This is a genomic window from Bradyrhizobium sp. USDA 4541 (assembly GCF_024171085.1).
GTDB classification, from domain to species: Bacteria; Pseudomonadota; Alphaproteobacteria; order Rhizobiales; family Xanthobacteraceae; genus Bradyrhizobium; species Bradyrhizobium australafricanum.
In genome coordinates, this window is record NZ_JALJZF010000001.1 from 7,035,711 (window position 1) to 7,058,550 (window position 22,840).

Below are 22,840 nucleotides of genomic sequence, written 5' to 3' on the forward strand. Positions count from 1 at the left end.
CCTCTGCGCGAGCACATTGGAAGACCGGCACCATCGGGAGTGGGACTTAGGAACCAACATAGACCGAGCTACGCAGTTCGACACAGAGGACGGACGCCCAAATACTGATCGAGGGAAAGATCCTGCGTGCCACTGCTGAAATCGAGCCGGTTTTCGTCACACGAACCAGCCAAGCCAGGGCGCCTACGATATCCATGAGCATACTTGGGAGGATGAGCGGGAGCTAATCGGAGATGAGGACGCGCCGGTAGCGCTGTGGGGCGTAGCAACAGGTGCTATTGGCATCGTATCCGCAGCACGAGGCGGCGGCAATTGCGCAAACGCCGCACCTGGCACCTGCGAAATCGCTGCGAACGTCGCAGCCAGCGTCAACGGTTTCTTTCGGGACATAGCGTCTCCCTTGCTAGAATTGCGGCTCAAGGGTCGGCGCTGACGCATCGCGCGGGGAGCTTCGCCCGGGCGCGGCGATTTCGTGCACCGGAGCATCGGCCCCATGCAGTTGATCGCTGTGATCAGGATGAATTCTAAACCACGCCACATACAGCGCCGGCAGAAACAGCAGCGTCAGCAGCGTACCGACGATGATCCCACCCATCATGGCATAGGCCATCGGCCCCCAGAAAATTTCGCGTGCGATTGGGATCAACGCGAGACTTGCGGCGGCCGCGGTCAACAAGATTGGTCGCATGCGGTGCTCGGTTGCTTCCACCACGGCATCCCAGGCGGGCCTGCCCTCCTTCTTGAGATCCTCGATTTGCACGATCAGGATCACGGAGTTCCGGACCAGGATGCCGATGAGAGCCAGCACGCCGAGGATGGCCACGAAGCCCAGCGGCGCGCCGCTTGGCAGCATGGCCATGACAACGCCGATCAGCGCGAGCGGGGCGACAGCGAACACCAGAAACAGGCGCGAAAAGCTCTGCAGCTGCACCATCAGCACGGTCGCCATGATGAACAGCATCAAGGGTACGACCGCGACGATCGGCCCCTGGCTCTTGGCACTCTCCTCCACCGAGCCGCCGATCTTGATCGAGTAGCCCGCGGGCAGCTGCTTGGTAAATTCCGCCACCTTCGGTGCGAGCTGGTCGACGACCGTCTTCGGCTGAACGTTGCCGACCACGGCGGCCTTGAGAGTAATCGTCGGGATCCTGGCGCGGCGCCAGATCGTGGGCTGCTCCAGCTCGTAGCGCAGATTGGCGACCGCGCCGAGCGGCACCGATTGGCCGCCGAGCCCGGTCATCTGCAGGTCGCGCAGCGTATCAATCGAAGCGCGCTCCGGCGCGGTCGCTCGTCCCGTGACGTTGACGAGATAAATGCTGTCACGCACCTGCGTGACCGGCGAGCCCTGAAGCACCGAGTTCAGGGTGGTGGCGATATCTTCCGAGGTCACGCCGAGCTGGCGTGCCTTGTCCTGGAGCACGTCGACCTTGACGACGCGCGCCGGCTCCATCCAGTCGAACACCACATTGCCGAGGTCAGGATTGCTGCGGATGACGCCTGCGAGCTTCTGCGCGAGGTTGCGTACCTCGGCGATGTCGGGGCCGCTCAGGCGGTATTGCACCGGACGTCCCACGGGAGGGCCGACCTCGAGCAGCTTGACGTAGGTGTCGGTGCCCGGGAACGTCTTCCTCAAATAGTCCTCGAACTGCGACTTGAGCTTGTCGCGCGCGGCGATGCCGCCCTTGGTCACGATCACCTGCTGACCGAACCAGGTGTTGGCGGTCTGCAGGTCGAACGACAGAACGAAGCGCGGCGCGCCGGTGCCGACATAGGTGGACCAGTGCTCGATGGAGTCATTGCCCTGCAACTGCTCGCGCTCGAAGCGCGCCATCTGGGTATTGGTCTCGGTGATCGAAGCGTTCTGTGGCAGGTTCCAGTCGATCACGAGTTCGGCACGGTCGGACGAGGGGAAGAACTGCTGCTGCACGAACTGCAAGCCGAACAGGGCGAGCAGGAAGGCCCCGGCCGTGACAGCGACGGTGCTCCAACGGTGATGCATGCAGAACAGCAGCAGGCGCGCGAACATCTGCGCGACGCGCCCCTTTTGCTCGTGGTGTCCCTTCATCTTCGCTGGCAGAATGGTGACGCCGAGCAACGGCGTGAACAAGACGGCCACGATCCAGGAGACGATCAGCGACACCGCGATCACGACGAACAGCGTGAACGTGAACTCGCCGGCATTGCTGCTGTTGAGCCCGATCGGGATGAAGCCAGCAACCGTGACAAGCGTTCCCGTCAGCATCGGGAACGCGGTCGACGTATAGACGTGGGTTGCCGCCTTTTCGAGGGGATCGCCGATCTCGAGCCGCGCCACCATCATCTCGACCGCGATCATGGCGTCGTCGACCAAGAGGCCAAGCGCGATGATCAAGGCGCCCAGCGAAATGCGCTGCAGCGAGATGCCGCAATAGGCCATCACGACGAAGGTGATCGCGAGCACGAGCGGAATGGCGATGGCGACCACGAGACCGGCTCGCATGCCCAGGCTCAGAAAGCTGATGCCGAGCACGATGATCACGGCCTCGAACAGGGCTTCGGTGAAGCCCGAGACCGCATGTTCGACCACGACGGGCTGGTCGGCAACCAGGTGGACGCCGACGCCGATCGGCAGGTCGGCGATGATCTTCGTCATCTCCTCCTTCAGCGCCTCGCCGAACTGCAGCAGGTTGGCGCCGGATTTCATGCCGATCGCGAGGGCGATGGCGGGCTGACCGTTGTACCGAAACAGGGTTGACGGCGGATCGGCATAGCCGCGCGTGATGGTCGCGACATCGGTCAGCGGGAAGAAGCGGTCGTTGATGCGCAGATTGACCGCCTTCAGGCTCGCCTCCGAGGTGAACTGGCCGTTGACGCGGACGCTGATCCGCTCCGGCCCCTCCTGGAACACGCCGGAGGGCGCCACCGCGTTCTGGCCCTGGAGCGAATTCATGATGGCGTGGACGTCGAGACCGAGCGCTGCGATCTTGCGGGTAGAAAATTCCAGATAAATCACCTCGTCCTGCGCGCCGAGAATGTCAACCTTGCCGACATCGGGCACCGTCAGCACCTTGGCCCTGACATCCTCGACCTGATCGCGGAGCTGTCGCTGGCTCAAGCCGTCGCTGGTGAAGGCATAGACGTTGCCGAAGACGTCACCGAAGCGGTCGTTGAAACCGGGCCCGATCACGCCTTGTGGGAAATCGCCCCTGATGTCTGCGATCATGTTTCGGACGCGCACCCAGGTCGGCTTGACGTCGGCCGCCTTGGTCGAATCGCGCAAGTAGACGAAGACGGTGGCCTGACCCGCGACCGTTACACTCTTGGTGTAGTCGAGCGATTCCAGTTCCTCCAGCTTCTTCTCGATCCGGTCGGTGACCTGACGCGTCATCTCCTCGGGCGAGGCGCCCGGCCACTGCGCCTGGATCACCATGGTCTTGATGGTGAAGTCAGGATCCTCCTGTCGTCCCAGCTGGAGATAGGCAAACAGGCCGGCCGCCATGAAGGCGATCATGAAATACCAGACGAGCGAACGATGGCCGAGCGCCCAGTCCGAAAGGTTGAACGACTTCATGGCTCTTGATCCTGTTCGATACGGACGTGTTGTCCGGGCTTGAGGCTGTGGACTCCGGCGGTGACGACGCGGGCGCCGGCGGCAAGTCCGCCGGTGACGCGGATGCCCGCCTGTTCGGCGACACCATCGATCTTCTGCAGCGAGACGGTGCCGGCGGACTGATCGACCACCCAGACGAAATCTGCGCCGTCCCGGGCGAGCACCGCTGATGCGGGTAGGCGCAAGACCTTGCTCTGGTCCTTCCCGAGCTTTGCCGTGACGGTCGCGCCAAGACGGAAGCTTTCGGGCGGGTTGTCGAGCGCAATCCGGACACGTCGCAGCCGCGTCACCGCATCGGCCTGCGGTGCGATTTCGCGGATGCTGCCTTCGACCTGAACCGCGGGAAGGAGCTGCAGGCTGACGGTGAACGGGAGACCGACTTCGAGCGGCACTGGTAGGTCTTCCCCGATATCGACGACCGCCTCGCGAATGTCCGGCCGCGCGACCGTCACTACGGTTTGACCGGGCGAGATCACCTGGCCGACTTCCGCGCCGACGGCGGTGACGACACCGCCGAAGTCGGCCTTGATCTGGGCATAGCCGAGTTGCTCGATGGCTTTGGTCAGGTTCGCCTGCTCCTGCGCGACGCTTGCTTCGGCGCCGGCGCGGGCCTGCTCGGCATTATCCAGCGTCTGCCTGGTGGTCGCATCGCTGGTGATGAGCGTGCGTTGCCGCTCCTCCGTGGCCTTGGCCGTCGCAAACTGCGCCTCGGCCTTCGCAAGTTGAGCTTTGGCCGCGCGAACGGCGAGATCGAGTGCAGTGGGATCAATCGTCCCGATGATTTGTCCTTCGCTGACGATGTCGCCAACGTAGACCGGGCGCGAAGTCAGCCGTCCGAGCACGCGAAAACCAAGGTTGGTCTTGTAGCGCGGCTCGACGACGCCGACGGCAACCGTACTGTCACCGCTGTTCGGCTTGGCCACCATTGAGAGCACGGGGCGCACGGGCTCCGGCGCGTTCATCTCCTGCTGGCAGTCGGTGAGCAACGAGGCCGCCGCGAGCGTGCCAGCGATCATCATGACCTGTCGCTTCATGACTGATCTCCCTCCTCAGTGACCGACTGGCCGACACTCAGAAGCTTGCCGCCGTCGACGACGACGCGCTCGCCGGGCTCGAGGCCTGCCTTGATCAGCACCTGACCGGCTTCATAAGCGCCGACCGTGACGGACTTCAGCGACGCAGTCTTCGTTTTCGGGTCTACGGTCCAGACGGCAGGCCTCCTGCCTGCGGCCATCAGCGCGCTCCAGGGCAAGGTGATGTCCTTCTGAGCTTTCGTCTTGACAGTTCCGGCGACGGCGCTGCCCAGCGTCATCGCGGCCGGCGGATTGTCGATGGACACCTTGACGCGGATCGTGGAGCTCTTCGCGTCGATCGACGGTGAGATCTCTCTCACCTCACCCGTCGCGGTCACGGCGGGATCGGAGACCAGCGCCAGCGTGATGCGGCGGCTGTCGGTCTCACCAAGAAATACGGATTCATAGACCTCAAAGACGGCATCCCGCTCCCCATCTTGGGCAAGCGAGAACACAGGCTGGGCAGCCGGAACGACCTGGCCGACCTCGAGGTTTCGAGCGGTAATGACACCGTCGGCTTCAGCGCGCAGGACGGCATAGCCGAGCGCATCCTTGGAGGTGCCCAGTTGGGCCTTGGCGGCTTCCAGCACGCCCTCTGCGGTTCGTAAACCTTCCTGGGCCTGGTCGTACACGGTCCGGGTGGTGAAGCCGCTTGCGATGAGCGCTTTCTGACGTTCGAAGGTAGCCTTCGCCACGCGCAGCTGGGCTTCGGCCGAGGCCACTGCCGAGGTCGCGGCATCGACGTCGGCCTGTTGCTCCGCCGGCTCGAGACGGGCGAGAACGTCGCCTTTGTTGACGTGAGCACCGACGTCCACGGTACGGGCAACCACGCGTCCGCTGACGCGGAAAGATAGATCGGCACGAAAGCGCGCCTGGATCTCCCCGGTCAGCGTGAGAGAGGCTTGCCGGTCGCGCGGCTGCACGATCGTGGTCCGGACCAGTGTGGCGCGCGCGGCCGTCTGTGACGCGCGGTCGTTGCAGCCGCTCAGCGCGACGCCGGCAAGCACGGCCGCCGCGACGAGGGCCTTGGCCGCAGGGAGCGTCCGAAGCGGATCGGTCGGATTGGAAGAATGGGTTGTCATGACGCGTCCGCAGGATGGGAAGGCGACAGCAGCCCGCCAAGGACATCGGCGGACCGACAGGGGAGGGCCAGCTCGCGGTCGTGCTGGCACAGCAATCCCGCAAACGGGTCTATCGCAGCGGTAGGCCCGCATTGATGATCGGCCGCTGCGCTGGCCTTCAACACCACTTTGTCTGAAGCGGCAGCTCTCGTGCGGCGCGGAGCCCTCGCCTGGCGCGTCGCGATTGACCGGTTTGGACCCAGTTCGCGTTCGCTGAGCGGAATAGAGAGGACAATCGAGGTGAATTCGACGCCAAAGCCTTGCTCGATCCGGCCGCCGAGAGCCCTGGCAAGATCTCTCGCTGTTCGCAGTTCGCGGTCAGAGACGTCGCGCGCCGGGCGCGAGCCGTTGTCCAGAACGACGCAATTCACCAGGGCGCCGGCGCGCGTCAGCTTGACCTTGATCTGCCCGGCCCGCCCGTCGAAGCAGGCGTGCCTAGCCGCGTGCATCACGAGTTCATGGACGATCAGCCCCAGGTGCCAGCAGCGCTCCGGCTGAAGCGCGAGGCAGTGAGTCGCGAAGGCCAGTTGAATGTTCATCCGGTCCAGCAGCGCTCGGCGCATGCCACCTTCCAATTTGCGAATGTAGGTGGCGGCGTGAATCAGCGTATCTCCCGCAGGCATCGCCAGAGCGCGATGCACGTCGGCATAACCGTGCAGCAGCTCCACGACATCGCTGAGTGCGCTTTTGGCTTCCTTCCCCTCGACCCGAACGGCGGCGGCGGAGACAACATCGATGGCGAAGGCAACCCCGTTGGTGACCCTGTGATGCAGTTCGCGCAACAGAACGCGCTCCGGCAAGCCGGACGGGTCTGGGCTCAAGATAGTCACGACACTCTCCTCATTTTGCTCGGACGATTGGGCTCGAACGCCCCACCTATGCGAGCCTGATCCTCGCAGGAGCATTCGCCAGGCCCGCAACCATCGAGCCCCATTTAATAAACTATACCGTATATTTTCTTTTTCTTGCCTTTCTTTGCAGCCCGTGTCAAGTGGGAAACCGACGCGCACAGATTCGTGATTTTGGAGGTCCAAGAATGAAGAAGACGAAGCGAGGCAGACCGCCCAAGGATCTTGCCGGCGACGCGCAGGCGCGAATTCTCGATGCAGCCCAGCAACTGTTTCTCGAAAAAGGCTTCCGCAGCGCAAGCATCGACGACATTTCCGAACTTGCTCCCGCGAGCAAGCCGACCATCTATGCTCATTTCCCCGGCAAAGAAGCACTGTTCGCGGCCGTGGTGGCTCGCAGCATCGACGGGCTGACGGATTTTGAGGGCTTCTCGCCCGAAGGCCGCACCATCGAGGACAAGTTGATGAGCCTCGGAATCGCCATTGTCGATAGGGTTATCGAGGAGTCGCTGGGCATGGTCCGGGCGACGATCGCCGAATCTCAGCGGTTTCCCGAACTGAGCCGCAACGTCCACGACGCCGCGCGCGATCGCTCCCTGGCTGCGGTGTCGCAGTGGCTGGATAACGCCACCCAGAAGCTTGCCCGTACACCAAGGGGACCGTTCAGCGCCAAACGAAGCCGCGCCACGGCGCAGATCTTCCTTGACCTGGTCCTGCTGCCGATGCTGTTTCGCTCGCTCATCGGCGAGACGCCGAAAGACCTGAAGAAGGAGCTTCCCGGTTTCGTGCGCGAACGGGTCGGCTTCTTCCTGGCGGCGTGCGAGTCGGACTGGTACCACTAGTTGCAGGCCTGCCGTCTGATCGCGGGCCGCCCGAGCCGATCCGTCAGCGGCCCACCGCTATCTCCAGGTGCGATGCCATATCGAGCGCTTGCACCGACGGCGTGCGGCGCAACGCACCCGTACAGAAACTCAACATTTCCTCGAAACTCGGCCGAAGCGTCGTCACTCCGGTCCGCGAGGGATTGAGGTAGACATCAAGGGCCTCCAGAAGGCAGCAGGTCAATGCCATCGGACTGCCGTCCCGCAACTCCCCGTTTTCTTGACCGGTGCCGATCACTGGCCGGACCACCCCCCTGATCTGGTCCTCGTAGGCGAGGACGACGGACCAATTCTGCCGAACCGCCGAGGCCAAAAGGTCCTGCAGTCTCCGGTCCCTTGCGGGTCGACCTTCGTTACACTCGGCAATCGCCTTCAGGATTGCGGTCAGGCGCCGCAGCACCGACCCGCCGCCGCGCCCCGCCTCGGCTGCCGCGCTCACGATCTCATCGAGCAATTCACCTACGACAGCCTCCTCGATCGCCTGTTTTGAGCGAAAGAAGCGATAGATGTTGGCTGAGGACATCGACAAGCTCCGGCCGATGTCGGCCACGGTGGTCTTGTTGTGACCGATCTGACAATAGAGGGCCTTGGCTGCCCGCACGATCCTGCGGCGCCCGCCCGCATTCCTGGTCCGGTCGTCAATCTGCTCCCGCATCACGCTTCTCACGGAGCTGGCCGGTTCATGAGTTCGCGACGGCAAGCTTCGCCGAAATCGCGCAATGGATCTATTTCCTCGATGAAGTTGGGCAGATCCACAAACGTGCGATTTGGCGACAGATAGGTTTCGATGATCAGACGCCCGGTGCGCTCGGCGGCCTGAACAACCTCGTTGCTCGAGAGAATCCGCATTCGTCCCACCAGCGTATGGAGACTGACGAGCTGCGGAATTTCTGCCTGATCATTGACCAGGGCCTCGGCGTAGAGCCGTGATGCTTCCTCGATGAAGCTGCGATACAGCCGCTCACGCTTCGAGAACGAGCGGGCGTGATGACGCTCACGCAATTTACGTCGTCGGCTGAACCATCCACTCACGATGGTCGAAACCGATCCGAACGCAGAGCCGCCGAAGGCGGCCAAAGCCGGTATGTACATGGTACTCATTATGTCGCTCCTGTTTCCAAAAGGATTGATGCAATCAACGCGGATCTGATCTCGCCCCTGCGAAGCTGCTTCTATTTGGCCCTGTCTGATCCGGTGCTCGCCTGCTCGAACACTGTTTTGCACGCTTCGCTGAGGTCCGACTTCCTGAGCCGCAGACAGGCTTCTACTCCCGACGGATCGGGAATGTAGACACTGCACAGACGAAAGGCGTCGGGCGCACAGGCCGCTCTCTGCTCCGGAGTGCCACGGTTCTCCTGGGCGGACGCGGCTGAGCTCGCAGCCACGACCCCCGCGCCGATGAACAGCGCCAGCGTCAATCTCATCACGTCGAATCCTCTCACCGCTTGAAGCTTCTGGTTCGCCGGAGCGGAGCCTCGCTTCGCCGTAACGCGTTTGTGAGGCCCTTGCCTTTGACATCAACCATGAAGCATGTTTTATATGAAATATACGGTATAGTTTATTATCGAGGTCGAGAATGTCAACTCTTCTCTTCGCGTTGATGCGTGAAAACCCCTTACCGGGGCTCGCCGCGGCGTCGCTGAACGTTGTCCTCGCTTTGTGTCTCGTGGTCCTGAGCCTGCTGCTCGGCATCACGATCTCGATGGTCGCGTGGGTCCGAACCCTCGTCCGCCGGCTCAGTACCGTCAGGCTTGGCCAGGAACGCAGGACATTCGCATGACGCCAGCTCTGCTGATGGCCCGCAACAGCATCATTTACTGGGTCAACGTCTGGCTTGCGCCGCTCGAATGCATGTTCGACATGATCGAGTCCGAACTGGCGCGCAGAGGCGTTGCGCCCGACGAAATCGACTATCACGCGCACACCGCGTGAGACGGCATCCGGAGTCCTGGCGTGCCGAACATCGCCGAAGTTTTGAAGTGGCAAATGCCGAGCACGCGAGCCGGCATCGCGCCCTTTGGAGTATCCGACAATGAGACTGAATTATTCCGCTGCCAGGCGACGCGTGCCGTGAACCGACGATCCCTCGAGTTCATGCGCGCGAGCCGATCGACTGATCACGGCCTTCCCTTGCGCGGCTATTTTCTTACGGTTGGCGGCGCCCTGGTCTGCTTGCTTCTGGCGACCGACTGGGTGCTGCCGGTGCAGCTCCCGGACCACTTTGCCGGACCAGATGCTGTGCGGCCTTCAATTCGCGTCCACTCCGGCCTCAAGGGACCGGAGCGCGTCGTGATCGATACCAATCAGCTCCTGCCGTCATCCGCTGACAAGGAGATCGCCGCAGCCACTACGCAGCCGGACCATGCACCCGATACGATTCAAAGCACGGGCTCGGACGTTCAAACCGATGAAGACGAGGTTTCTCCCGTGACGATGCCCCCACAACCGCGCAACAGTCTTGCACAGTCGGCGGTCGAGGACGTCTCCCGAAATTCCAATGCATTGGCTTCGCCGGAGATAACCCACAAGCTTTCTCACCTATCTGCCGAGAAACGACGGCAAGCCGCGCGGCGCGCGACACCGCATGGCACTGCGGGATCTTGCGGCTCGGCAGGCCACAGCTCTTGCAGCGATACGTTCGCCCTCACTCGCCTTTGGTAGGCGGTCGACCAATCTAAACGAGGTTCACCAATGTCGAAGAAGCATTTGTTTGCCCTGATTGTATGGTCCGCTGCGCTCACGACGACCGGCGCGGTTGCCGACGTGGCACAAAATCCCGCAAACGGGGACAGGCCGAGCGCGACGGCGCAAAGCGAAGCCGAGGACGCTGCGATCCGGCGCGTACTCACGAAATTCCGCACCATACGAGTCCCGCTCAGCCGGGCAATGGAGATCGCCGAGCGTCTGCATGACGGCTCGAAGACTGCCGACATCAGCTTTGAACTCGCCAACCCACCCGTCTACCGCGTTCGCACGATGAGAAATGAAAACGTGTGGGAGAACGCCATCGATGCAAATACCGGAAGCGTCACGGGCAAGGAGCTGGCGTCTTCCCTGAAGGAGCTCGATCGGGACGATCTCGCCAAGATGATTGCCTTGAAATGGAGCAAGCAGGAACTGTCGGATGCGGTGCAAGTCGCCGAAAGAGCTGCGGCCGGCAGTGCGCTCGCCGGTGGTCTCGTGAGACAAGAAGGCAGGTTGAATTTCGTGGTCGTCGTCGCCGCCGGGGACCATTTGAAGGAAGTGATGCTCGAGCCGAGCAAAGTTGGAAAGCAGAGCGCAAGCCAGCGCTGAAACGCGTGTTCACTTCGCAAAACTCAAGAGCAACCGCACCATGAACTTCCAGCCTCGATCCGAGCTCTTTTCCGCGCAACGACGGTTACCCTTTGACTGCATCGCGCTGCTGTTGCAAGGCGGTGGCGCGCTCGGCGCCTATCAGGCGGGCGTGTACGAAGCCTTGGCCGAAGCCAGCATTCATCCTGATTGGGTCGCCGGCATTTCGATCGGAGCCATCAACGCCGCCATCATCGCGGGCAACCCGCCTGAGTCCCGTGTCGAGCGCCTGCGCGACTTCTGGACCCAGGTCACTTCAACGGCGCCCTGGGACTTATCCGGAACACCTTTCCTTGATTGGGCGAAGAGCGACAACACGCGCAACCTCATCAATCAAATGAGCGCCGGCCTGGCAGCGACGTGCGGCGCAACCGGATTTTTTTCCGCCCGCCCCATCCCACCCTGGCTGCAGCTCGCTGGCGCCAACGATGCGACCAGTATTTACGACACACGCGCACTCAAGACGACGCTGGAGCGCCTGGTCGATTTCGATCGTCTCAATGACGGAACGACGCGCTTCAGCGCGGGCGCGGTCAACGTACGAACAGGGAATTTCGTCTATTTCGACAACACGACCCATACGATCCGGCCCGAGCATATCATGGCAAGCGGCGCGCTGCCGCCGGGCTTCCCCGCCGTGGAAATCGAGGGGGAGCACTATTGGGACGGCGGTCTCGTCTCCAACACACCGCTGCAATGGGTGATCGAGTCTGATGCCCCGCAGGACATGCTTGCGTTCCAGGTCGACCTCTGGAGCGCCCGCGGTCAACTTCCGCGCAACATGGCTGAAGTCGTCACGCGACACAAGGAGATCCAGTATTCCAGCCGCACCCGCGCCAGCACCGACCAATTCAAGCGCGTGCAGCGCCTGCGGCGCGCACTCACGGATCTGCTTGGCCGACTGCCTGACGATCTCAGCCAGCACGAGAACGTAAAGCTCCTCAGCACGGCAGTGTCCCGCAACGTCTACAACATCGTCCATCTGATCTATCGCGCGCGCAATCACGAGGGGCACTCCAAGGATTACGAGTTCTCGCGCCTTTCGATGCAGGACCACTGGCAAGCCGGCTACCACGACGCGCTGCGCACGCTGCGCCATCCCGAGGTGCTCGCGCGGCCTTCGAGCCCCGACGGGGTCTTCACGTTTGATCTCGAACAAGACGGCCGCGAGTAGGCCCACCCCAACCGCCTGGAGAGCACAAATGCGCGAGATTGACGTGAAACAACGAGCCTTTGCGATGCCGCTGACCAACCCGGCCTATCCGCCCGGGCCTTACCGGTTCGTCGATCGCGAATACCTGATCATCACCTATCGCACCGATCCGGCCAAGCTCCAGGCGGTGGTTCCTGAGCCGCTTGAGGTCGACGTGCGAGAAGCTCTGGTCAAATATGAATTCATTCGCATGCCGGATTCGAACGGCTTTGGCGATTACACGGAAAGCGGACAGGTCATCCCCGTCTCCTTCCGCGGACGCAAGGGCGGCTATACGCATTGCATGTTCCTCAACGACGAAGGCCCCATTGCGGGCGGGCGCGAGCTATGGGGCTTTCCGAAGAAGCTCGCCCAGCCGACATTGCGAACCGAGATCGACACATTGATCGGCACGCTGGATTACGGCCCGCTCCGGGTTGCGACCGGGACGATGGGCTACAAGCATCGCGCGGCCGACTTGTCGAAAATCAAGGCGGCCCTGAACGAGCCGAACTTCCTGCTCAAGATCATCCCACATGTCGACGGCAGCCCCCGCATCTGCGAGCTCGTCCAATATCATCTAGAAGACATCGTGCTGAAGGGTGCCTGGGCCGGACCCGCGGCCCTCGCCTTGGCGCCCCACGCCCTGGCGCCCGTTGCCGACCTTCCGGTCCTGGAGATCATCTCTGCCGTCCACATCCGCGCCGACCTTACGCTCGGCCTCGGAAAGGTGGTGCACGACTATTTGCAGCAGCCGGCTCGCGGCTCGATTCGAGCCGGTGAGAACGCCTTGGTCTTTTAAGTTCAACTGGGCGTCGCGAACTCCGGCGCAGCAGCTATCGTCATTCGCATGTGTAGTGAGGAAAGTGTACGAAATGGGATTTCTGAACGGAAAGACAGCTGTCGTCACCGGCTCGACCAGCGGCATCGGCCTCGCGTGCGCGCGAACCTTTGCCGGCGCGGGCGCCAACGTCGTCATCAACGGCATGGGCGCGCCTGCCGATGTCGAGCAGGAGCGTGCCGCGATCGAACGCGATTTCACGGTCAGGGCGATCTACTCACCCGCGGACATGGCGAAGCCAAGCGAGATTGCCGAGCTCATCGCTCTCGGTGAGGAGATCTTCGGCAGCGTTGACATCCTGGTCAACAACGCCGGCATCCAGCACCTTTCGCCGATCGAGGAATTCCCCGCCGAGAAGTGGGATGCGATCATCGCGATCAACCTGTCTGCCTCTTTCCATGCCATCCGCGCGGCGGTACCAGGCATGAAGAAGCGCGGCTGGGGCCGCATCATCACCACGGCCTCGGCGCATTCGCTGGTCGCCTCGCCCTTCAAGTCGGCCTATGTCGCAGCCAAGCACGGCATTGCGGGCCTTACCAAGACCGTCGCGCTGGAACTCGCTCGCTCGAAGATCACCTGCAACTGCATCAGCCCCGGCTACGTCTGGACGCCGCTCGTCGAGAAGCAAATTCCGAACACGATGGCGGCCCGGCGCATGCGGCGGGATGAAGTCATCAATGATGTCCTGCTCGCCGCGCAGCCAACGAAGGAGTTCGTCACCGCCGAACAGGTTGCTTCGCTGGCACTGTTCCTGTGCAGCGACGATGCCGCTCAAATCACGGGCGCCAACCTCTCGATGGATGGGGGCTGGACCGTCGCCTAGCCAGTTCAATTCACGGAGCTTCAATCATGTCCCCTGTCAGGCGAGCCAACCGGAACGAGACGATACGCCGTTTCCAGCTCAACCCTTCGGAAGATAACCGCCTTGCGAACGCTCTCCGCGCCTGTGAGGAGATATTCAATGAGGATGTGCTGCCAGGCGACGCCGAGTTGATGGCTCCGAGCGACTTCTACGCAGCGATGGCTCGCGGACCGTCGCGCACTTGGTCAACGGCGCACGGTGATGAGGCAAGGCTGTTTCCCTATCTCGCGGCCTGAGGGACGCTGCATCAGACAATCGGGGCGGTTGACTCAAGTCAACATCTGCAGAATTGACTTGGGAGATCATTCAATTCGAGCACCGAGCGGAGACGATCATGTCAGAGCAGAGCAACGTGCATTTTTACCTGAATTGGGCCAAGGAGCGCATCGACGAGATGGATGCCGCACTCGCCTCGTTCGAGATGAAGGCCGGGCAGGCGAAGGCCGAGTCCAAGGTCAAAGCAGGCAGATCATCGCCGATCTGAAGAAGCGCCGCGACGAATTCCAGGTGCAGCTCAAGGCGCAAACCGAAGCCGGCGAAGCGGCCTGGGCACGCAGCAGGACAGAACTCGAGAAGCAATGGAGCGGGTTCGAGGCGCAGATGAAGACCTACTTCGAAAGCGCCGGCAAGCAGCTCGAACAGCAGCAAGCGACCTTCAAGGACATCGCCGCCGCGCAGGCAAAGGCTTGGCGCGAGGCCGCAGACACGTTCCGCGAGGCGGCCGGCAAGGTGGCCGCGACCCACACCGGGGACTTTGATGCAGCCCTCAAGCAGATGAAATCCGATGCATCAGAGGCGGAAGCGCGTCTGCAGCAGCTAAAGCAGGCCGGCAGCGAGTCATCGTCCGTGCTGAGCGCAGCGCTCGCGGAATCCCGCAACGCGTTCGATCGGGCCAACCAAGCGGCTTGGAATGCGCTGAAGGGCTCTAGCTCGAAGAGCTGAGCGCGCTCGCTTTACCAGAGACATATCCCGGGGCGCAGTTAAACGAGCATTGGACCTATCAAGCTGAGCCATGTTCGTGTGCTAATGCCAGGCTTTGTCGTCCTGCCTCCGATTGATGCATTCGGAGTTGCGACCTTGGAGTGTCATAGCTAGCCCTTGGCATGCATCCCGATACGAACAACGAATTCAAGGCGCACGAAATCGGACAAGATCGTAAACCGGCGCACGAGATCGTAGAAATGGCGGAGAGAGTGTCAGTCAATCCCCATTGAAAGATCTGGAATTCCCGACCTTTCCAGACCAAAACCCACGATTTGAGCACCGGCCTGAAGAGCCGTTCGGTCGGCGCCGCCGCAGCTTCCGCCAAATATCGAAAACAACCCCATGCAAAGTAGCCGGCGGCCCGCCGCAACCGACGGCTTGCACCGAAACCTCGACACGTCGGGCAAATCCGCGGCACAATTTCACCATCCCACCACTCAGATGCAGTTTGACGATGTTATCCGCGGTCGCAGGAGTATCCGCGGTTACAAACCTGATCCAGTACCCAAGGCGCTGATTGCGGAAATCATTGGTTTGGCGATGCCCTTTCTGTTGTCGATGAACACCCAGCCCTGGCAACTCGTTCAATGCCGACTTAGCACAAGCTCTCAAGCAATCTCGCAACGGCCTCCGCCCCGGGGTCAGCATGCCCTGTCAACCGTTCCGCGCTGATGTAGACGGCTCTTCCAGCATGCGCCTTGGACATGGTGGCCGTCAGGTTCGCACCCTCTCTTGCTGCGCGAGCTGCGTCGTTCAGCCCCTGCGGCAAGGCATCAAGGGCGGGCAGTAGCGCGTCGATCATGGTCCTGTCACCCGGTTGCGCGCCACCCACCTCCTGCATCCTGGCCAATCCAACCTTGAGCGCGTCGATCGGGCTGTGGCCGCTTGATACCGCATCGCCTGCCGCAGCGAAGAAGATCGCGAGCAGGACACCCGACGAGCCCCCCATGGTCTGGCTGAGCTCCTGCCCCAGCGTGCGATAGAGTTGCGTGGGGTCCGACAGCGGAAGCTGACCGACGTTTTGGATCAAGGCGCTCGCCGCGCTCGCAAGGGTTGTTCCGGTATCGCCATCTCCTGCTCTGGCATCGAGCGCGTTCAGATCCGCTTCGGCGGCGATCAGCGCCTTGCAGCACCGGATGAGGAATTCCTCGGTCGCAGGATCGGCGGAAGGCGTTGGCCGCACGCGAGCCAACCCATCGGGCAAGGGCACGATGCAAGGCGCCACGAAAGGCTGAAGCCCCGGCCAGCTACGCAGTGGCGTTTCTGTGGTCAGCAGTTTTTCGTCCTCGGCGCTCAGCGAATAGAGTGTGAGCGAAAAGCCATGCATGTCGAGGGCCGTCATCATCGAGGCAGGACCAACGATATGGGACACCGCAGGGCCGAGCGCGGACTGCCGCAATTCTTGTGCAAGAACCGACATTTCAAGGGCTGTCGTAGAGCCGAGATTGTTCAGAAGCGCCGCATAGCCGCTCCCGCTCATTCTTGGGACAAGTCTCGCGACCGCGTCAGCCATGGCCTGACGTGCACCGAGATAGGGCAACTTCGCAGCGCCAGCTTCGCCGTTGATGCCAAGCCCCAGTTCAATCTCTCCCGGCCGGATTCGGTTTTCCTTGGGCGAACCGGGCACCGTGCAAGTGTCCAACGACATCCCGATACTCATGACATTGGAGGCCGCGCGACGCGCGGCCGCAGTCACGGCCTCGAGGTCGCCTCCGCTCTCGGACACTGCTCCGGCGATCTTGTGCACGAAGAGCGTTCCAGCGATACCCCGAGGACGGCTGATGTCCGGGATGGCGATATCGTCCTGGACAATCACCATGGCCACTTTCCTGCCCAGTGCTCGTGCCCGTTCAGCAGCAAGACCGAAGTTCAGGCGATCGCCGGTGTAATTCTTGACGATGAGGACACAGCCGGCAGCTCCTGTCACGGCCAGGATTCCTGCCAACACCGCGTCAACGGACGGAGAGGCAAAGACGTCGCCACATACGCCGCCGTCAGCATGCCCGGGCCGACAAAGCCGGCGTGTGCCGGCTCATGCCCGGACCCGCCGCCGGAGATCACGGCGACGCGGGACTGATCCCAATCCGACCGGGCGATCACGCGTATGAATGGGTAACCGTCCAACCTGACAAGCTGGCCGCCAGAAGCGGCAACCAAGCCGTCAAGTGCCTCTTGAACGATGTGTTCCTTGGAGTTGATGAACTGCGCCATTCTGATCGTCTCTTGGTTTGGGCATCAGGTCGAATGCAACTCCTCGCCGGGCATCGGGAGGTGAGTGCCCGGCGAGGTGGCATGGCCGATGCCTGTGCCTGGTCCTTCAGGTGACCGGGATCGCGCCATGCTTCGGTACGCACGCCGCCAGCGTCGCTGGTTCTATCCGTTGATCACGTTGTTGTAGAATTTCGCCTCGACGTCGGCCATGTCGATCGCCGCAAGGTCACTGGGCAGTGCATAAGCGTCAGCATCGGCATGAACCTTCGCCTTGTCGAACTCATTCGCTCCAGCGATGAATTCATTGGTGACATAGCGGGTGGTATCGATGTCGATATTCGACTGGCCGATGGCCTTCAGTATCTTGAAGAAATTGTCCCAGGCCGGAATGTTGTGCTCTCCCCAGCCCGCGCGTGCCGCCATATTGCCCTTGAAGGTGCGGTGAATCTGCATGAGGCTTTCTGTGCCTGCCCGCGGACCGTAGTTTGCCTTGGTCGTCGGCAACGCCTTGAAGACGATATCTGCGGCGGCGCGCGGGTTGCGGTCGGCGAATTCGCTGCCCATCGCCCAGCCCTTCAGGTACTTCTTCAGGAACTTCAGCCGATCGGGATCCTCGAGATCGGACCTCCGCACGACCAACGAATTCGACGGCAGGGGTGAGCCGCGCATGCCCAGCCAGTAGTCGAAATCGAGGCCCTTTGCGCCGAGATCAGCCCTTAGGCCCTCCCATGCGAGGCAGGCATGCCCCTGCCCGCCGGCAAGCGCAGTTGTCCAGGTCGGCCAGCCCGCCTCGACATAGGTGATCTTCTTGGGATTGACGCCGACGGCGGCGAACATTGGGTCGCAGATCGACTGCCAGGCGGCGGACCCCAGAAGCACGGTCTTGCCTTCGAGCTGTTTCAGATCCTTCACTCCCTCGCCTTTGCGGAAAGCGACGTTGAAGAGATCGAGACAACCGCTGCCGAAGACCGAGACGAGGTCCATCCCCGCGTTGACTGCGAACGACAGGACGCCCGGCGAGGGAAAGCCGATGTCGGCCTGTTGCACCGCCAGGAATTTCACCACCGCGGTCCCGTCTGAGGGGCCTGGCTCCATACCGGTCTCTACCCCAAGGTCACCGAAGTAGCCCATCTTCTTGGCCACCCAGTAAGGGTAGTCGTCCATCACCTCGATCGTGCCGCGCGGCGAAATCCAGGTGAAGGGTGATTTGTAGGGCTTGGCCTGGGCCGGGCCGGGGGTCAGCAGGCCGCCGCCGAGAACGGTGGTGGTCACAAGGCCGGTGGCGCTGACCTGCAGCAGCCGCCGACGTGTCATCATTTGGTGAGCCATAGGGTCTCCTCCCTCGTTGGTTGGGCCGCAGTGTTTGTCTTTCCCGGGTCGCGCGCGGCGTCTCGCCCGTTTGTAGTCAGCTTTCCCAGCCGGCCAGCCTTTTTCCGAGCCAGAAAAAGAAGGCGTAGATCGTGATCCCGGTGGCAGCGAGGATCACGATGCAAGCAAAGAACTCCGGCATGCGAAGCGTTGACGAATAAGTCGTCAGGCGGCTGCCAAGCCCGAACCCACCGCCCGACATCTCGGCGCCGACAGCGGTGATCATGCCGAAGATCGCCCCGATCATCAGGCCAACGATCACCATCGGCATGGCCATCGGAATGCGGATCTTGGTAAAGATCTGGAGGGTCGACGCCCCGCAGGATCGCGCCAGCGCAATCTTCATCGCATCGACACGCCGAAATCCGGTGGCTGCGTTGATCATCACCATCGGACCAGACGCAAGAGAGACAGCGATGATCCTCGGCGTGAATCCGAAGCCGAAATTCAAGATCAAGAGCGGCACGAGCGCCAGCATCGGCGTGGTCACCAGCAGCAGGATGTAGGGCGTGATCACTTTTTCCACGAACGGGAATTGCGTAATGACCGCAGCGAGGAGCAACCCGATCGACGCACCGATGGCATAGCCAGCAAAGAGCTCGATCAGCGTGAAGGAATAGTGTGCGCAGATAGTCGAGATCTCCTGGGAGAAAAACACGCTGGCGATGGCCGAGGGGGCAGGCAGGATGTATCGCGGCACCTCGAACAGACGCAGCAGCAACTCTCCTCCGCCGATGACGAGCAGGGCCACCGCGATGATCGCGGCGACTTCCTTGGCTCCCTGGTCACCAAGCCCGCTGGCAATTCCCGTTGCGCCCGCGATGCCGGCACCGGTCTGGGTTGTCTGGCTCATGCTGGCACCCCTCATCTTGCCATGACGACCGCTGGCGTGGCCGGCCGTTGGTGCTGAATGTCGTGCTTGATCATGTTTACGAGGTCGAAGAACTCGCGCGATTCCATCAGGGCCAGAGACCTCGGCCGCGGAAACGGAATGTCCACCATTCGCGCGATTTGGCCCGGCCGCGCGCTCATGATGTAGACTTTGTCGGCCAGAAACACCGCCTCTGCGATCGAATGGGTGATCAGGATCACCGTCTTGCGGGACTCGAGCCAGATCTCCTCCACCAGCTTGTTCATCTCGTCACGGGTGAAGGCGTCGAGCGCCCCGAAGGGTTCGTCCATCAACAGGACCGCGGGGTCACTGGCCAGCGCGCGCACGATGGACGCGCGCTGCTGCATCCCTCCCGACAGTTCACGAGGCATCCTGTCGCCGAAACCGCCCAGCCCGACCCGCTGCAGGAACGTATCGATCCGCGCTGCGTCCGGGCGTGTTCGGCGAATCTCGAACGGAAGCTCGATGTTCTTGCGGATCGTCCGCCAGGGCAGAAGATTCGCTTCCTGAAACATCATGCCGATACTTGGATGCGGGCCGGTGATCCATTCCTCGCCAAGGGCGATGGCGCCTGAGGTCAGCTTGTGCAATCCCGCGATCGACCAAAGCAGCGTGGTCTTGCCGCAACCCGAGGGACCAACGACGGCGATGAATTCGCCCTGCCGCACGGTCAGATCGACGTCCTTCAGTGCATGGACTTCGCCCGATTGTGTCCTGTAGGTCTTGGTAGCGCCTCTGACGTTGAGCGCCTTGCCTTTGGTCTGTTGCATCTTGCACGCGTCCTCAGGCGCGGTAATCGGGACATGCCCGCCCGTTCCCCGAAGCGACGGCGCTCGGGGGAGATTCAAAACTGAGTGTAGAAATCGTCAGGTGGCTAGCAGCTCGTTCAAGTAACGATCAACCTGCTCCATGTATCGCGGTTCGAATCCGTTCAGGCCCATGTGCCCTTCAGGTGAGTCGATCACCCGAAACAAAGCGTGCGGGACAAGTCGATAGTCGGCCTCGCATTCCTGCGGAGGAAAGAAACTGTCGTGGCTGATCGGCATGACCATTGTCTTTGCCTTCACCCGCGCCAGCGCTCGAGCGAGATCACCCGCGGTGTGCCGCGATACGTCGGCCAGTTGCCACTTGTGCATCTCACACAACAGGACATTGGGATCCATCGGCTCGAAATAGGCCTTCATCACACCGTTGATGAAATCGTCAAGCGACGACATGCCAATTATGCTGCGCCACCGCTCCTCTTGGTAGAACTGCGTGGACCAGGCGAGTGTCGCGACGATCCGCGCCATCCGGTCCATGCCCTCGCGCACAACGACGCCCGAGGCGTACCAGCCGCCGTTCCAGCAGGGATCCGACGTGATCGCCTCCTTCAGGGTTTCGACAAAAACCTGCTGGTGCAGCGAAATGCGGGCCGTCGCAGCAATCGGCGCTGCCCGTTCAACCATCATCGGATAGGCGACGGCCCATTCATAAACCTGTTGCCCGCCCATCGACCCACCGACCACAAGCGCGAGCCGTTCGATGCCGAACAGGTCTGTCAACATCCGGTGCTGGGCGCGGACATCGTCGCCAATGGCAAGCTTCGGAAACTTCGCCATCGCCTGTGGCGCGGGCGTGTTCTGCGGCGACGATGACACGCCGCTGCCAAGCTGATCCACGATGACAATGAAGTACCGGTCCGGATCAAGCGCGTGGCTCTGGCCGACATATACGTCCTCCATCACCTTGCCGGTTCCGGAGAACCAGGTCGTCACCAGAATGGCGTTGGATTTCCTTGCGTTCAGCCTCCCGAAGGTACGGTAGGCAAGCTTTGCTCCGCGGAGGGTTTCGCCGCTTTCCAGGATCAGATTGCCGAGATCGTAGAGCTTGAAATTGCCCTGCGTCTCGGGGCCGTAGAACGGGTTGTTGATCATGGCGCCGCTCTCAGTTCAGGCTTTTCGACACTGTATTGAGACCTGCTTGCGCGCAGCTTTCGTCCTGATCCTCGCTGCCGCCACTGACACCGATCCCGCCGACGACATCGCCTGTCGCGGTCTTTATGGGCAGGCCGCCTGCAAACGCCACAAGGCCAGGGACAAAGGCCGCACCCGGCAATCCGGCGTTCACGCCATCGCGCTTCACACCAAAAGACAGGTCGGCAAAGGTCCGGGTCGGTGCAGCATACAGCGACGACGTGATCGCCTTGTTCTGCGCAATGTCCGTGCAGGCCTTGCAGGCCCCATCCTGTCGCGCGGCGGCAATCAGCCGCCCCCCGTCGTCAACCACGACGACATTCACCTTCGCGTATCCGGCGGCCGCCTGCGCAGCGAAACAGGCTGCAATCATCGCTTCAGCCGCGTTATAGGTAAGTATCGGCTTGCTCTTTGAGCCCTCGGCCACGCTGAGCGTTGGCAAGCAAGCCATGAGCATTGCTGCCGCAAGCATTTGTCTGGTCATCTCGCCTCCCCCTTCGCAAGACCATTCGTCCAGGATGATTCAGCGCGGCACGACGGTTCGCGTGCAATACGGGTCTACCAAGCGACGCGTGGGGCCATCTATCGCGAAGGTTCGCGATACCAATCGGAATCGGCGAAGCATGGCTTCATCGATCCAACATCATGGCATTGCCGGTTTTCGTCAGGAGAGGCGTTCGCTCCGCGATGTCACGAATGCGACCTTCGTCGGCGCTGCTCCCGCGGTGCTTCAGACCGGCAGCAACTCGGTCCGCGCAAGCAGGCTGACCAGGGCGGAGGTGCTTGAAACGCCGGTCTTCTGCCGGATGCTTCTGAGCTGATGATCGATCGTGGAAAAGGACCTGCGGCGAACCCTGGCGATTTCCTTGTAGCTCATGCCCTTCGCGACCAGCGAGGCAACCTCGATTTCTGATTGCGTAAGAGTTGCCAGCCAGGCCGGCGCCGAAAGGCCCATGGACAAGGTCAGTGGATCGCCACCCTGCGCCTCTCCATTCCGGCTCACCGGATCTCGATCGGCAATCTCCTTGGCAACGGCCACGATCGGGTTGAGGACATCGACCACCGTCTGCTCGAAACAGTCGTACAGGCCAGATTCCCAGGGGGCAAAATGTTCAGTCCAGTCGGCGCAGATCAGGCCGTAGCTGCCGCGTCCGGTCCGAAGCGCCCAGGCGAACTTCGACTTCGTCCGGGCTCCCGCAAGCCTTTGCCGCAGTCGCATCGTGATGCGGCTATCCTGCTTGATATCGGCAAAGATCACCGGGTGGGGATCCAGCCACATCGCCTGCATCGCGACATCCCGATTATCGACGGCTTTGCCGCCGAACGAGGGAACGTCGTAGTTCGCGTCTTTTGCTTCAGCGAAACCCGGGAAATAGTCCCTCGCCTCGCGCATTCCGAAGCCGGTGTCGACACGCTGACATCGAAGCTCGGCCCGCAGCCAGCTGGTCGCAATCGACCAGCAGCCCGACAGGTCATCAAGATACAGAAGCATGTGGGCGGCCAGATCGCGCGCATGGGCGTTGCGGATCGCACCACAATCAAGAAGCCGGGTGCGCAGCTTCCGCTGCTTTACAAAGACATCCTCGCGGAAATCGTCTGCAAAGGTTGGGATATGCCACGCTTCATGGCTTTGCGCGCCCAACAACTCCTCCCTGTTTCGACTTCCCATCTCGCGGGCGTACGGCTGGCG

General features: G+C 61.9%; 25 protein-coding genes and 2 pseudogenes. 12 read left to right on the forward strand and 15 right to left on the reverse strand.

Annotation, left to right across the window (positions count from 1 at the left end):
• Nucleotides 1–403: 403 nt before the first annotated feature.
• The 4 genes from J2R80_RS34125 to J2R80_RS34140 are packed head-to-tail and all read right to left on the reverse strand — an operon-like array spanning nucleotide 404 to nucleotide 6,613.
• Nucleotides 404–3,550: an efflux RND transporter permease subunit gene (locus J2R80_RS34125; protein ID WP_141340175.1), complete on the reverse strand. Its 3,147-nt coding sequence runs from the start codon at nucleotides 3,548–3,550 to the stop codon at nucleotides 404–406.
• Complete coding sequence (locus J2R80_RS34130; protein WP_168857420.1) at nucleotides 3,547–4,623, reverse strand: efflux RND transporter periplasmic adaptor subunit; 1,077 nt, start codon at nucleotides 4,621–4,623, stop codon at nucleotides 3,547–3,549. The genes J2R80_RS34125 and J2R80_RS34130 overlap by 4 nt, the downstream gene beginning before the upstream one ends.
• Nucleotides 4,620–5,744, reverse strand: a complete 1,125-nt coding sequence (locus J2R80_RS34135) for an efflux RND transporter periplasmic adaptor subunit (protein ID WP_253640122.1) — start codon at nucleotides 5,742–5,744, stop codon at nucleotides 4,620–4,622. Before J2R80_RS34135 ends, J2R80_RS34130 begins: the two co-directional genes overlap by 4 nt.
• Nucleotides 5,741–6,613: a sensor histidine kinase gene (locus J2R80_RS34140; protein WP_253640123.1), complete on the reverse strand. Its 873-nt coding sequence runs from the start codon at nucleotides 6,611–6,613 to the stop codon at nucleotides 5,741–5,743. The genes J2R80_RS34135 and J2R80_RS34140 overlap by 4 nt, the downstream gene beginning before the upstream one ends.
• 206 nt (nucleotides 6,614–6,819) lie before the next feature.
• On the opposite strand from J2R80_RS34140, the gene J2R80_RS34145 reads away from it, so the two are divergent.
• Nucleotides 6,820–7,473, forward strand: a complete 654-nt coding sequence (locus tag J2R80_RS34145; RefSeq protein WP_141340178.1) for a TetR/AcrR family transcriptional regulator — start codon at nucleotides 6,820–6,822, stop codon at nucleotides 7,471–7,473.
• 43 nt (nucleotides 7,474–7,516) lie between these two features.
• Here J2R80_RS34145 and J2R80_RS34150 read toward each other — a convergent pair whose 3' ends face one another.
• The 3 genes from J2R80_RS34150 to J2R80_RS34160 form a co-directional block, all read right to left on the reverse strand.
• The gene (locus J2R80_RS34150) at nucleotides 7,517–8,167 is read right to left on the reverse strand and encodes a TetR/AcrR family transcriptional regulator (RefSeq protein WP_141340179.1); all 651 of its coding nucleotides are present in this window, start codon (nucleotides 8,165–8,167) and stop codon (nucleotides 7,517–7,519) included.
• A gap of 8 nt (nucleotides 8,168–8,175) precedes the next feature.
• A complete protein-coding gene (locus J2R80_RS34155) occupies nucleotides 8,176–8,613 on the reverse strand; it encodes a hypothetical protein (protein WP_168857422.1) in 438 nt (145 codons plus the stop codon).
• Nucleotides 8,614–8,684: 71 nt separating this feature from the next.
• Complete coding sequence (locus J2R80_RS34160) at nucleotides 8,685–8,936, reverse strand: hypothetical protein (RefSeq protein ID WP_141340180.1); 252 nt, start codon at nucleotides 8,934–8,936, stop codon at nucleotides 8,685–8,687.
• Nucleotides 8,937–9,088: 152 nt separating this feature from the next.
• Here J2R80_RS34160 and J2R80_RS34165 point away from each other — a divergent pair, with 152 nt between their 5' ends.
• From J2R80_RS34165 to J2R80_RS34210, 11 genes and pseudogenes are all read left to right on the forward strand, one after another.
• Complete coding sequence (locus J2R80_RS34165) at nucleotides 9,089–9,292, forward strand: hypothetical protein (RefSeq protein WP_141340181.1); 204 nt, start codon at nucleotides 9,089–9,091, stop codon at nucleotides 9,290–9,292.
• On the forward strand, nucleotides 9,289–9,444 hold the full coding sequence (locus tag J2R80_RS34170) for a hypothetical protein (protein WP_168857423.1): 156 nt from the start codon (nucleotides 9,289–9,291) through the stop codon (nucleotides 9,442–9,444). Before J2R80_RS34165 ends, J2R80_RS34170 begins: the two co-directional genes overlap by 4 nt.
• 21 nt (nucleotides 9,445–9,465) lie before the next feature.
• Entirely contained in the window at nucleotides 9,466–10,173 is a 708-nt protein-coding gene (locus tag J2R80_RS34175; protein ID WP_253640124.1) for a hypothetical protein, read from the forward strand.
• 30 nt (nucleotides 10,174–10,203) lie between these two features.
• Nucleotides 10,204–10,806, forward strand: a complete 603-nt coding sequence (locus tag J2R80_RS34180) for a PepSY domain-containing protein (protein ID WP_141340183.1) — start codon at nucleotides 10,204–10,206, stop codon at nucleotides 10,804–10,806.
• Between the two features lie 40 nt (nucleotides 10,807–10,846).
• On the forward strand, nucleotides 10,847–12,019 hold the full coding sequence (locus tag J2R80_RS34185) for a DUF3734 domain-containing protein (protein ID WP_141340184.1): 1,173 nt from the start codon (nucleotides 10,847–10,849) through the stop codon (nucleotides 12,017–12,019).
• Nucleotides 12,020–12,047: 28 nt separating this feature from the next.
• Nucleotides 12,048–12,839, forward strand: coding sequence for an acetoacetate decarboxylase (locus tag J2R80_RS34190; RefSeq protein ID WP_253641052.1), 792 nt, complete (start codon nucleotides 12,048–12,050; stop codon nucleotides 12,837–12,839).
• Between the two features lie 73 nt (nucleotides 12,840–12,912).
• Complete coding sequence (locus tag J2R80_RS34195) at nucleotides 12,913–13,701, forward strand: 3-hydroxybutyrate dehydrogenase (RefSeq protein ID WP_253640125.1); 789 nt, start codon at nucleotides 12,913–12,915, stop codon at nucleotides 13,699–13,701.
• Nucleotides 13,702–13,727: 26 nt separating this feature from the next.
• Nucleotides 13,728–13,976 carry a hypothetical protein gene (locus tag J2R80_RS34200; protein WP_159109526.1) on the forward strand — a complete coding sequence of 83 codons (249 nt, stop codon included), beginning with the start codon at nucleotides 13,728–13,730 and terminating at the stop codon, nucleotides 13,974–13,976.
• A 98-nt stretch (nucleotides 13,977–14,074) separates the two neighbouring features.
• Entirely contained in the window at nucleotides 14,075–14,224 is a 150-nt protein-coding gene (locus J2R80_RS43540) for a hypothetical protein (protein ID WP_309143781.1), read from the forward strand.
• 23 nt (nucleotides 14,225–14,247) lie between these two features.
• Nucleotides 14,248–14,682, forward strand: a complete 435-nt coding sequence (locus J2R80_RS34205) for a hypothetical protein (protein WP_309143782.1) — start codon at nucleotides 14,248–14,250, stop codon at nucleotides 14,680–14,682.
• Nucleotides 14,683–15,165: 483 nt separating this feature from the next.
• A pseudogene (locus J2R80_RS34210) lies at nucleotides 15,166–15,300 on the forward strand (nitroreductase family protein); the annotation flags it as partial.
• 19 nt (nucleotides 15,301–15,319) lie between these two features.
• Here the strand turns inward: J2R80_RS34210 and J2R80_RS43845 are convergent.
• The 8 genes and pseudogenes from J2R80_RS43845 to J2R80_RS34245 all read right to left on the reverse strand — a co-directional run bounded on the left by J2R80_RS43845 (nucleotide 15,320) and on the right by J2R80_RS34245 (nucleotide 22,792).
• The gene (locus J2R80_RS43845) at nucleotides 15,320–16,069 is read right to left on the reverse strand and encodes a DAK2 domain-containing protein (protein WP_375162668.1); all 750 of its coding nucleotides are present in this window, start codon (nucleotides 16,067–16,069) and stop codon (nucleotides 15,320–15,322) included.
• Nucleotides 16,046–16,935: pseudogene (locus J2R80_RS43850) on the reverse strand (dihydroxyacetone kinase subunit DhaK); the annotation flags it as partial. The gene J2R80_RS43845 and the pseudogene J2R80_RS43850, both read right to left, overlap by 24 nt.
• Before the next feature lie 162 nt (nucleotides 16,936–17,097).
• Nucleotides 17,098–18,252, reverse strand: a complete 1,155-nt coding sequence (locus tag J2R80_RS34220) for an ABC transporter substrate-binding protein (RefSeq protein ID WP_253640126.1) — start codon at nucleotides 18,250–18,252, stop codon at nucleotides 17,098–17,100.
• 88 nt (nucleotides 18,253–18,340) lie between these two features.
• Entirely contained in the window at nucleotides 18,341–19,054 is a 714-nt protein-coding gene (locus tag J2R80_RS34225; protein ID WP_229189057.1) for an ABC transporter permease, read from the reverse strand.
• A gap of 113 nt (nucleotides 19,055–19,167) precedes the next feature.
• Nucleotides 19,168–19,965, reverse strand: coding sequence for an ABC transporter ATP-binding protein (locus J2R80_RS34230; RefSeq protein WP_141340189.1), 798 nt, complete (start codon nucleotides 19,963–19,965; stop codon nucleotides 19,168–19,170).
• Between the two features lie 96 nt (nucleotides 19,966–20,061).
• On the reverse strand, nucleotides 20,062–21,111 hold the full coding sequence (locus J2R80_RS34235) for an alpha/beta fold hydrolase (RefSeq protein WP_229189060.1): 1,050 nt from the start codon (nucleotides 21,109–21,111) through the stop codon (nucleotides 20,062–20,064).
• A gap of 10 nt (nucleotides 21,112–21,121) precedes the next feature.
• The gene (locus J2R80_RS34240) at nucleotides 21,122–21,634 is read right to left on the reverse strand and encodes a heme-binding protein (RefSeq protein WP_253640127.1); all 513 of its coding nucleotides are present in this window, start codon (nucleotides 21,632–21,634) and stop codon (nucleotides 21,122–21,124) included.
• Nucleotides 21,635–21,880: 246 nt separating this feature from the next.
• Nucleotides 21,881–22,792: a helix-turn-helix domain-containing protein gene (locus J2R80_RS34245; protein WP_253640128.1), complete on the reverse strand. Its 912-nt coding sequence runs from the start codon at nucleotides 22,790–22,792 to the stop codon at nucleotides 21,881–21,883.
• Nucleotides 22,793–22,840 lie beyond the last annotated feature (48 nt).

What these genes read in the sequence shown, in the direction of transcription:
- J2R80_RS34150 (WP_141340179.1), bottom strand. Translation starts at nt 8,167, where the DNA reads ATGCGGGAGCAGATTGACGACCGGACCAGGAATGCGGGCGGGCGCCGC.
- J2R80_RS34185 (WP_141340184.1), top strand. Translation starts at nt 10,847, where the DNA reads ATGAACTTCCAGCCTCGATCCGAGCTCTTTTCCGCGCAACGACGGTTA.
- J2R80_RS34130 (WP_168857420.1), bottom strand. Translation starts at nt 4,623, where the DNA reads ATGAAGCGACAGGTCATGATGATCGCTGGCACGCTCGCGGCGGCCTCG.
- J2R80_RS34200 (WP_159109526.1), top strand. Translation starts at nt 13,728, where the DNA reads ATGTCCCCTGTCAGGCGAGCCAACCGGAACGAGACGATACGCCGTTTC.
- J2R80_RS34230 (WP_141340189.1), bottom strand. Translation starts at nt 19,965, where the DNA reads ATGCAACAGACCAAAGGCAAGGCGCTCAACGTCAGAGGCGCTACCAAG.
- J2R80_RS34235 (WP_229189060.1), bottom strand. Translation starts at nt 21,111, where the DNA reads ATGATCAACAACCCGTTCTACGGCCCCGAGACGCAGGGCAATTTCAAG.
- J2R80_RS34135 (WP_253640122.1), bottom strand. Translation starts at nt 5,744, where the DNA reads ATGACAACCCATTCTTCCAATCCGACCGATCCGCTTCGGACGCTCCCT.
- J2R80_RS34145 (WP_141340178.1), top strand. Translation starts at nt 6,820, where the DNA reads ATGAAGAAGACGAAGCGAGGCAGACCGCCCAAGGATCTTGCCGGCGAC.
- J2R80_RS34240 (WP_253640127.1), bottom strand. Translation starts at nt 21,634, where the DNA reads ATGACCAGACAAATGCTTGCGGCAGCAATGCTCATGGCTTGCTTGCCA.
- J2R80_RS43540 (WP_309143781.1), top strand. Translation starts at nt 14,075, where the DNA reads ATGTCAGAGCAGAGCAACGTGCATTTTTACCTGAATTGGGCCAAGGAG.
- J2R80_RS34180 (WP_141340183.1), top strand. Translation starts at nt 10,204, where the DNA reads ATGTCGAAGAAGCATTTGTTTGCCCTGATTGTATGGTCCGCTGCGCTC.
- J2R80_RS34125 (WP_141340175.1), bottom strand. Translation starts at nt 3,550, where the DNA reads ATGAAGTCGTTCAACCTTTCGGACTGGGCGCTCGGCCATCGTTCGCTC.
- J2R80_RS34155 (WP_168857422.1), bottom strand. Translation starts at nt 8,613, where the DNA reads ATGAGTACCATGTACATACCGGCTTTGGCCGCCTTCGGCGGCTCTGCG.
- J2R80_RS34165 (WP_141340181.1), top strand. Translation starts at nt 9,089, where the DNA reads ATGTCAACTCTTCTCTTCGCGTTGATGCGTGAAAACCCCTTACCGGGG.
- J2R80_RS34160 (WP_141340180.1), bottom strand. Translation starts at nt 8,936, where the DNA reads ATGAGATTGACGCTGGCGCTGTTCATCGGCGCGGGGGTCGTGGCTGCG.
- J2R80_RS34190 (WP_253641052.1), top strand. Translation starts at nt 12,048, where the DNA reads ATGCGCGAGATTGACGTGAAACAACGAGCCTTTGCGATGCCGCTGACC.
- J2R80_RS34220 (WP_253640126.1), bottom strand. Translation starts at nt 18,252, where the DNA reads ATGATGACACGTCGGCGGCTGCTGCAGGTCAGCGCCACCGGCCTTGTG.
- J2R80_RS34195 (WP_253640125.1), top strand. Translation starts at nt 12,913, where the DNA reads ATGGGATTTCTGAACGGAAAGACAGCTGTCGTCACCGGCTCGACCAGC.
- J2R80_RS43845 (WP_375162668.1), bottom strand. Translation starts at nt 16,069, where the DNA reads ATGATGACGGCCCTCGACATGCATGGCTTTTCGCTCACACTCTATTCG.
- J2R80_RS34170 (WP_168857423.1), top strand. Translation starts at nt 9,289, where the DNA reads ATGACGCCAGCTCTGCTGATGGCCCGCAACAGCATCATTTACTGGGTC.